This is a genomic window from Methanoculleus sp. UBA208 (assembly GCF_002498065.1).
Classification (GTDB): Archaea; Halobacteriota; Methanomicrobia; order Methanomicrobiales; family Methanoculleaceae; genus Methanoculleus.
In genome coordinates this window covers 1-6,291 of record NZ_DAFZ01000016.1, presented here as the reverse complement: position 1 = coordinate 6,291, position 6,291 = coordinate 1, and the positions used below count along the sequence as shown (strand labels likewise).

Sequence of the window (6,291 nt, the reverse complement as noted above, 5' to 3'; positions counted from 1 at the left end):
CTGGAGGAATTCAACAAAGCCCTCCTCTCTTTTTTCCGTAACTAAGGGCCGAAGGATCGTCTCGAACCTCTCCCGGGTATTCATGGTCCGTCGCAGCCGCATCGTGAGCAGGAGTGGACCGGCAGGGAAGGCTTATGTGTGCAGAACCCCTCTGCCGGCCCCACTCAGGCCCCTGCACCGCCCGGATCGTCGGCTTTTTTCACCGGAGAGCACCCTCTTCACTGCCGGCGGGAGTGCAATCCGGTGAAAAAAAGTTACATCTTATCGGTTTGATGCCTCATCTGTTCTCTTAAAACTATCACAATCGCCGGATCTCCCATTGAAATAATAATATTTTTATAGTCAGATTTAAAACAATAGATACTATCTGTTGGTGGATGGATGAGGTCAGATAAGGTACGGTATTTTACGCCACGCGATGAAGAACTCGCCGAGCTCCTCATGGGCATCGGGATCAAGAGAAACGTCTCCAAAGTGCTTGTGTATCTTGCGAACACCGATGAAGCGACGTCCCGGGACATCGAGCGGGGCACCGATCTCCGCCAGCCCGAAGTCAGCATCGCCATGCGCTACCTCAAGGAATGCAACTGGATCGATACCCGCGAGAGCAAGTCGGAGAGCAAAGGGAGGCCGGTGAAGATCTACACGCTCTCCCGTTCAATAACGGAGATCATGGACACGATCGAGAAAGAAAAGAAGAGAGAAGCCCGACATCAGTTAGACCTGATCCAGAAGATGCGTGAATGCATATCACTGCAGTGATACGACGCTGCAACCCTTCTCCTCACCGACAATAACCGTTATCTTTTCTGCGTAGGTCGAGAACAGGCCGCACTCCAGCGCACCGGGTATTGAAGCGATCTCTGCTTCCAGGCGTCCGGGGTCCGCGATCGCCCCGAAGTCACAGTCGAGGATGAAGTTGCCGTTATCGGTGACGACCGGGCCGTCTTTCTTCACGCCCTCCCGGAGAACCGGATCGGCACCGAGCGCTGCAAGCCGCCGGGAGACTGGTGCAAGGGCGAACGGGAGCACTTCGACCGGCACAGGCGCGTCTAAGGTCTCGACCATCTTTGTCGGGTCGACGACGATGAGCACTTTTTTGGCCGCGTCGCAGACGCACTTCTCCCGCAGAAGCGCTGCTCCGCGCCCCTTGATCAGGCGGAGCGCCGGATCGACCTGGTCGGCTCCGTCGATGGCGATATCGAGCTCGGGATGCTCGTCGAGGCTCGTGAGCCCGATACCGTACCGGCGTGCCCGGATGGCCGCCTGGTAGGATGTCGGGACGCCGGCGATGGAGAGCCGGTCCTTTGCTATCCGCTCGCCAAGCCGCTCCATCGCAAAAAAGACGGTCGACCCGGTGCCGAGACCGACGACCATCCCGTCCTCGACCTCTCCGGCCGCCAGGTAGCCTGCGTTGCGCTTCGATGCTGCCTGCTCTGCTGCATTCATGACGTACTCTTCTCCTTCCGTTCAGATATCCATGCCGTCGAAGATGCCCCTGAGTTCATCCCCGGCACCAGACGCCGTGCAGTCGAGCGTGATCGGCGTGATGGAGACGTTGCCCCTCTGCACCGCATGCACGTCGGTCCCCTCCTCCGCGTCCTCGTACAGGGGCCCGTCGATCCAGTAGTAAGGGCGCCCGCGGGGGTCGAGGCGCTCCTCGACCCCGGTGTGGAAGAGTTTCTCGGCAAGGCGGGTGATCTCGTAGCCGCCGCGCACCGGTGTGGGAATATTCACGTTGATGACGTGAGCGTTCTCCGGGAACCCGGTTGCAAGAACCCTCTCGCAGACTTCGCGGACCACCCGCTTTGCGTCGGAGAACCGGTCCGTGATCCTCGAGGGATCGTCGAACTTGTCGCCCTGGTCCTCCACCTGGAGCGAGAAGGCAAGGGACGGCACTCCCTGGTTTGACGCCTCGAGCGCGGCCCCGACGGTGCCCGAAGTCATGATGGACTCGTAAGAGAGGTTCTCACCGATGTTGATGCCGCTGACCACGAGGTCCGGGTTCAGGCGCAGCGCGAACAGCCCGATGATTACGGAGTCGGTCGGTTTCCCGCCGACCGAGTAGGCGGGCACCCCGTTCATCGTCACCCGGTTCGCACGGATAGGCTCAAAGATGGAGATCGATCGCCCTACAGCGCTCTGCTGGGTGGCTGGCGCGACCACGGTGACGTCGGCTATCGGTGCGAGCGCATCGTATGCCGCCCAGAGTCCCGCGGACGTGATCCCATCATCGTTGGTGAGCAGAATCTTCGGTTTCATCCTTGTATAGGGATGGTTCCCGCGCATCAAATACTTGCCCGATCGTCAGGGTCAAGTCTTCTGCAGCTGACCTCTACTGCAATGATGGTTTTTCTCGCTGAATACTCCGTGTGCAACGACCCCGGGCTTGCGCCCGAGGGTGCCGCCATGCTCGCCGCGATAAGCGGGAGTTTTGAGAGGTGCGGCTACGACGTGGTGACCCCGGAGGGCCCCGACTTCGAGGACGAGATCAAAAGACTCGCACCGGGGTGCGACGCAGGTATGGTCATCGCACCCGATCACCTCCTCTTCCGGTACACGCAGATCCTTGAGGGGCTCACCCACAACATCGGGTGCGGAAGCATGAATGCGGCCGTCTGCGCGAACAAACAGCGGACGGCAGCCATCCTCTCCCGGAACGGTATAGACGTCCCTCCCGCTGCCGGAGGGGGAAGGAAGGTCGTCAAGCCGGTGATGGGATGCGGTGCGCAGGGTGTCAGGCTGACGGACGGGGAGCCGGGCGCCGGCGAGTTTGCGCAGGCATACGTTGAGGGGGAGGCGCTGAGCGTGAGCCTCGTGGGCAGCCGGGTGACCGGCAACGTCTGCGAGTTCTACTCGGGCAACCCGCCGCTCCTGCTCGCCGTCAACCGGCAGGAGATCGCCGTAGCGGACGACGGGAGGTTCCGGTACTTCGGGGGCGAGACGCCCGTCCACCCCGACCGCGAGGAAGAGATCGTCGAGGTCGCCGTCCGGGCGATGAACGTCCTCGGGTGCCAGGGGTATGCCGGGATCGACGTCGTCGCTGGGGACCGCATCTACGTGGTGGACGTCAACCCGAGACCCACGACCAGTCTGGTCGGTATTGCAGCCGTGATGGAGGAGGAGATCGCCGATATCCTTGTTGCGGCGTCGCACGGCGAAGCGCCGGCGGAGGTGCACCTCTCAGGGAGGGTGCGGTTCGACAAGAACGGGGAGATCCACCGGCTATGATCGGCATCGATATCGGCGGTGCGAACCTCAAGGTCGTTGACGACGCCGGCGTGCATATCCATTACTGCCCGCTCTGGCAGGGCGCACCGCTCGCCGATCTCCTTAAACCGTATGCCGGGCCTGCTGCCGTGGTGATGAGCGGAGAACTGGCGGACTGCTTTGCGAACAAGATGGAAGGGATCCGGTGGATTGTCGGGGCCGTCCGGGGTGTCATCCCCGACGCCGTCTTCTACGGGACCGACGCGGCGTTCCATACCCGGCCGGTCCCGGAACTTGCCGCCGCGAACTGGCTGGCATCGGCAGACTACCTGCGCCGGGAATACGCCGATGCGGTCCTCGTCGACGTGGGGAGCACCACCGCCGACATCATCCCCTTAAACTGCTTCGAGGACCTCAAAGGGCTGACCGACACCAGGCGGCTGCAGAAGCAGTACCTCGTCTACACCGGCATGCTCCGGACGAACATCGCGACACTGGTATCTTCGGTGACGCTCGACGGGATAGTGACCCCGGTGAGCACCGAGTACTTCGCCGCAAGCGCCGACGCGCACCTCGTGCTCGGCCACATCGCTCCTGCGGACTACGCCTGTCCGGCGCCTGATAACGGCGAGAAGACCGTTGATGCTGCGCTTCGGAGGCTTGCCCGGGTTGTCTGCGCCGATCTCGACGAGATCGGGAGAGACGGGGCCCTGGAGGTTGCCCGGCAGTTCTGGGAAGTCCAGCGAACGCTGATCGCCCGCGCAGTGGAGCGCGCACTCTCCCGGAGCGGTGCCGGACGTGTGATCGCGGCCGGGATTGGCGCGGACCTGTTTGCCCGTGAACTCGGCGGCGTCACGCTTTACGGCGAGATCGGGGAGGTTGCGGATGCACTGCCGGCGTATGCGGTCAGGGAGGTGGCGCTACGGCAAGCCGATGGAAACTGACCCTTCTTCTGCTGGCGGTATCGGTCGCCGTCACGGCCGTATCGCTGGCGCTCGGCTTTCCGTTCTTCTTTCTCTTCCTATTCATCCCGCTGATCCCGCTCTTCGGGAGACCTCCCGCCGTGAAGCGCTGCCCGGCCTGCGGTTGGGAAACCGGAGGCGACGAGCGCTTCTGCCCCCGTGATGGGACGGCGCTCACGGTCGAGGGCGAAGGTGGCGAGGTTCAGCAGGGAGAGCGGTAGAAGGAAACCGAAGAGTTCGGTTGCCGGAATCGTGCCGAAGTCGCGGGAGGCGTAATTCCGTATAGTCCCACGATCGACGACGATTCCCATCGCCCGGAGGTGTTGTGCCACCTGGTTGAACGGCATCTGCTGCGCGAGAACGAGGCAGAGGTCGACGATGGGCGACGCCAGGCGGGTGTCGGGGTAGAACGGTGCGTCTGCGTAGCAGAGAGTGCCGCACCGCTGGCAGTAGAAACGCTTCACGTAGACCCGGATCGTACGCTCCTCTCCGTTCTGGAGCACGACGGCAAACCGTTTCTCCCGCAGGTCGTGCCCGGTCACCGGACCGCCGCACGAAGGGCAGGCATCGAGTTCGGTGAACTTCACGCCGTCCATCGACGCCAGGGCGTTCGCCACCAGGTCGACGAGCATCGGCGGAACAATGAGTGTCTTCTTCACGATGGCAATTCTCTCCCTGTGCAACTATGCGGGAGGTGTAGGTTTCCACCGATAATAACATCTCCCCTCGAATGGGAACGGACGGCACAGAGGCCGTTCCAACCCACAGGGGAGTGCCCCGGGGAGCGCACGTTTTCCTGCCGGCCTCACCGTTTTCACTTCGGTCCGAGGTAACCATCCTGGGTCCTGAGCGACTGAAGAAGCCCCCTCCCGCGTATCGGTTCAATACTTATGTCTGGCCTCCAGCGGTATCGGGGCCTGCGTTCTGATGATTTACACTCACGCAAAAACCCAAAGGACAGATTAGGATTGTTATTCGCCAGCCAATATCGCCGGCGAAAGAAAGGGTGGATCCGGTTAACCGGTATAATTTAAGTAACTTAACACCTGATACTCGGTTTGCCATAGAGGTCATAAAAACATGACGTTGAAGTATGTAGCCACAACATGTCCCTACTGCGGTACGGGATGCAGTTTCAACCTCGTCGTCCAGGACGGCAAAGTTGTTGGAACAGCACCGTACCGCCGCTCACCCGTGAACGAGGGAAAGGTCTGCCCCAAGGGGACCTACGCTCACGAGTTCGTGAACAGCCCGGACCGCCTGACAAAGCCGCTCATCAAGAAGGACGGCAAGTTCGTCGAGGCGACCTGGGACGAAGCGTATGACCTGATCGCACAGAAGTTCAAGTCTTACAAGCCCGACGAGTTCGCGGCACTTTCATCCGCCAGAGTCTCGAACGAAGAGAACTACCTGCTGATGAAGTTCGCCCGCGGCGTCATGAAGTCCCGCCACATCGACCACTGCGCCCGGCTCTGCCACGCGTCCACCGTCGCCGGTCTTGCGGCGGCGTTCGGCTCCGGTGCGATGACCAACTCCATTCTCGATATCGCCGAGTCGAAGTGCGTCTTCATCCTCGGGTCCAACACATTCGAGCAGCACCCGCTCATCGGGCGCAAGGTCGTGCAGGCCAAGCAGAACGGCGCGAAGGTCATCTACGCCGACCCGCGCTACACCGCGACCGCCAAGCAGGCCGACCTCTACATGCCGTTCGTCTCCGGCTCCGATGTTGCTATCCTCAACGGCCTGATGCAGGAGATCATCAAGAACGGCTGGGAGGACAGGGAGTTCATCGAGAACCGCACGAAGGACTACGAGAAACTCAAGGAAGTCGTCATGAAGGACGCCTACAGCCTTGAGAACGTCTCGAAGATCTCCGGTATCCCGGTCGAGAGCCTCAAGACCGCCGCCGAGTGGCTCGGCACTGCGAAGCCCGGCGCGATCCTCTACTCGATGGGCATCACCCAGCACACCGTCGGCGTCGACAACGTCAAGTCGGTGGCAAACATCCAGATGCTGCTCGGCAACCTCGGCAAGGCCGGCGGCGGCGTGAACGCGCTCCGTGGCCAGAACAACGTTCAGGGCGCCTGCGACATGGGTGCGCTCCCGGTCGTCTTCACCG

The 6,291-nt window shown here is 61.6% G+C and carries 7 protein-coding genes; 4 read left to right on the top strand and 3 right to left on the bottom strand.

What is annotated here, in order from left to right; genetic code table 11:
* Positions 1-381: 381 nt before the first annotated feature.
* Positions 382-762 (top strand): ArsR family transcriptional regulator, encoded by a 381-nt coding sequence (locus BRA62_RS01205; RefSeq protein WP_292364241.1) that lies wholly within the window; start codon positions 382-384, stop codon positions 760-762.
* On the opposite strand, the gene rpiA is transcribed toward BRA62_RS01205, so the two are convergent.
* Positions 751-1,449 carry a ribose-5-phosphate isomerase RpiA gene (gene rpiA, locus BRA62_RS01200; RefSeq protein WP_292364240.1) on the bottom strand — a complete coding sequence of 233 codons (699 nt, stop codon included), beginning with the start codon at positions 1,447-1,449 and terminating at the stop codon, positions 751-753. The two genes, BRA62_RS01205 and rpiA, sit on opposite strands and share 12 nt — an antisense overlap.
* A 21-nt stretch (positions 1,450-1,470) precedes the next feature.
* Positions 1,471-2,262, bottom strand: coding sequence for a 5'/3'-nucleotidase SurE (gene surE / locus BRA62_RS01195; protein ID WP_292364239.1), 792 nt, complete (start codon positions 2,260-2,262; stop codon positions 1,471-1,473).
* Positions 2,263-2,343: 81 nt separating this feature from the next.
* Between surE and BRA62_RS01190 the strand changes: the two genes are divergently transcribed.
* A complete protein-coding gene (locus tag BRA62_RS01190) occupies positions 2,344-3,231 on the top strand; it encodes an ATP-grasp domain-containing protein (protein ID WP_292364237.1) in 888 nt (295 codons plus the stop codon).
* Complete coding sequence (locus tag BRA62_RS01185) at positions 3,228-4,154, top strand: hydantoinase/oxoprolinase family protein (protein ID WP_292364236.1); 927 nt, start codon at positions 3,228-3,230, stop codon at positions 4,152-4,154. Before BRA62_RS01190 ends, BRA62_RS01185 begins: the two co-directional genes overlap by 4 nt.
* Positions 4,155-4,231: 77 nt before the next feature.
* Here the strand turns inward: BRA62_RS01185 and BRA62_RS01180 are convergent, their stop codons facing one another.
* Positions 4,232-4,831, bottom strand: a complete 600-nt coding sequence (locus BRA62_RS01180; protein WP_292364235.1) for a hypothetical protein — start codon at positions 4,829-4,831, stop codon at positions 4,232-4,234.
* Positions 4,832-5,252: 421 nt separating this feature from the next.
* Between BRA62_RS01180 and BRA62_RS01175 the strand changes: the two genes are divergently transcribed.
* A partial coding sequence (locus BRA62_RS01175; protein WP_292364233.1) for a molybdopterin-dependent oxidoreductase occupies positions 5,253-6,291 on the top strand: 1,039 nt, incomplete at its 3' end.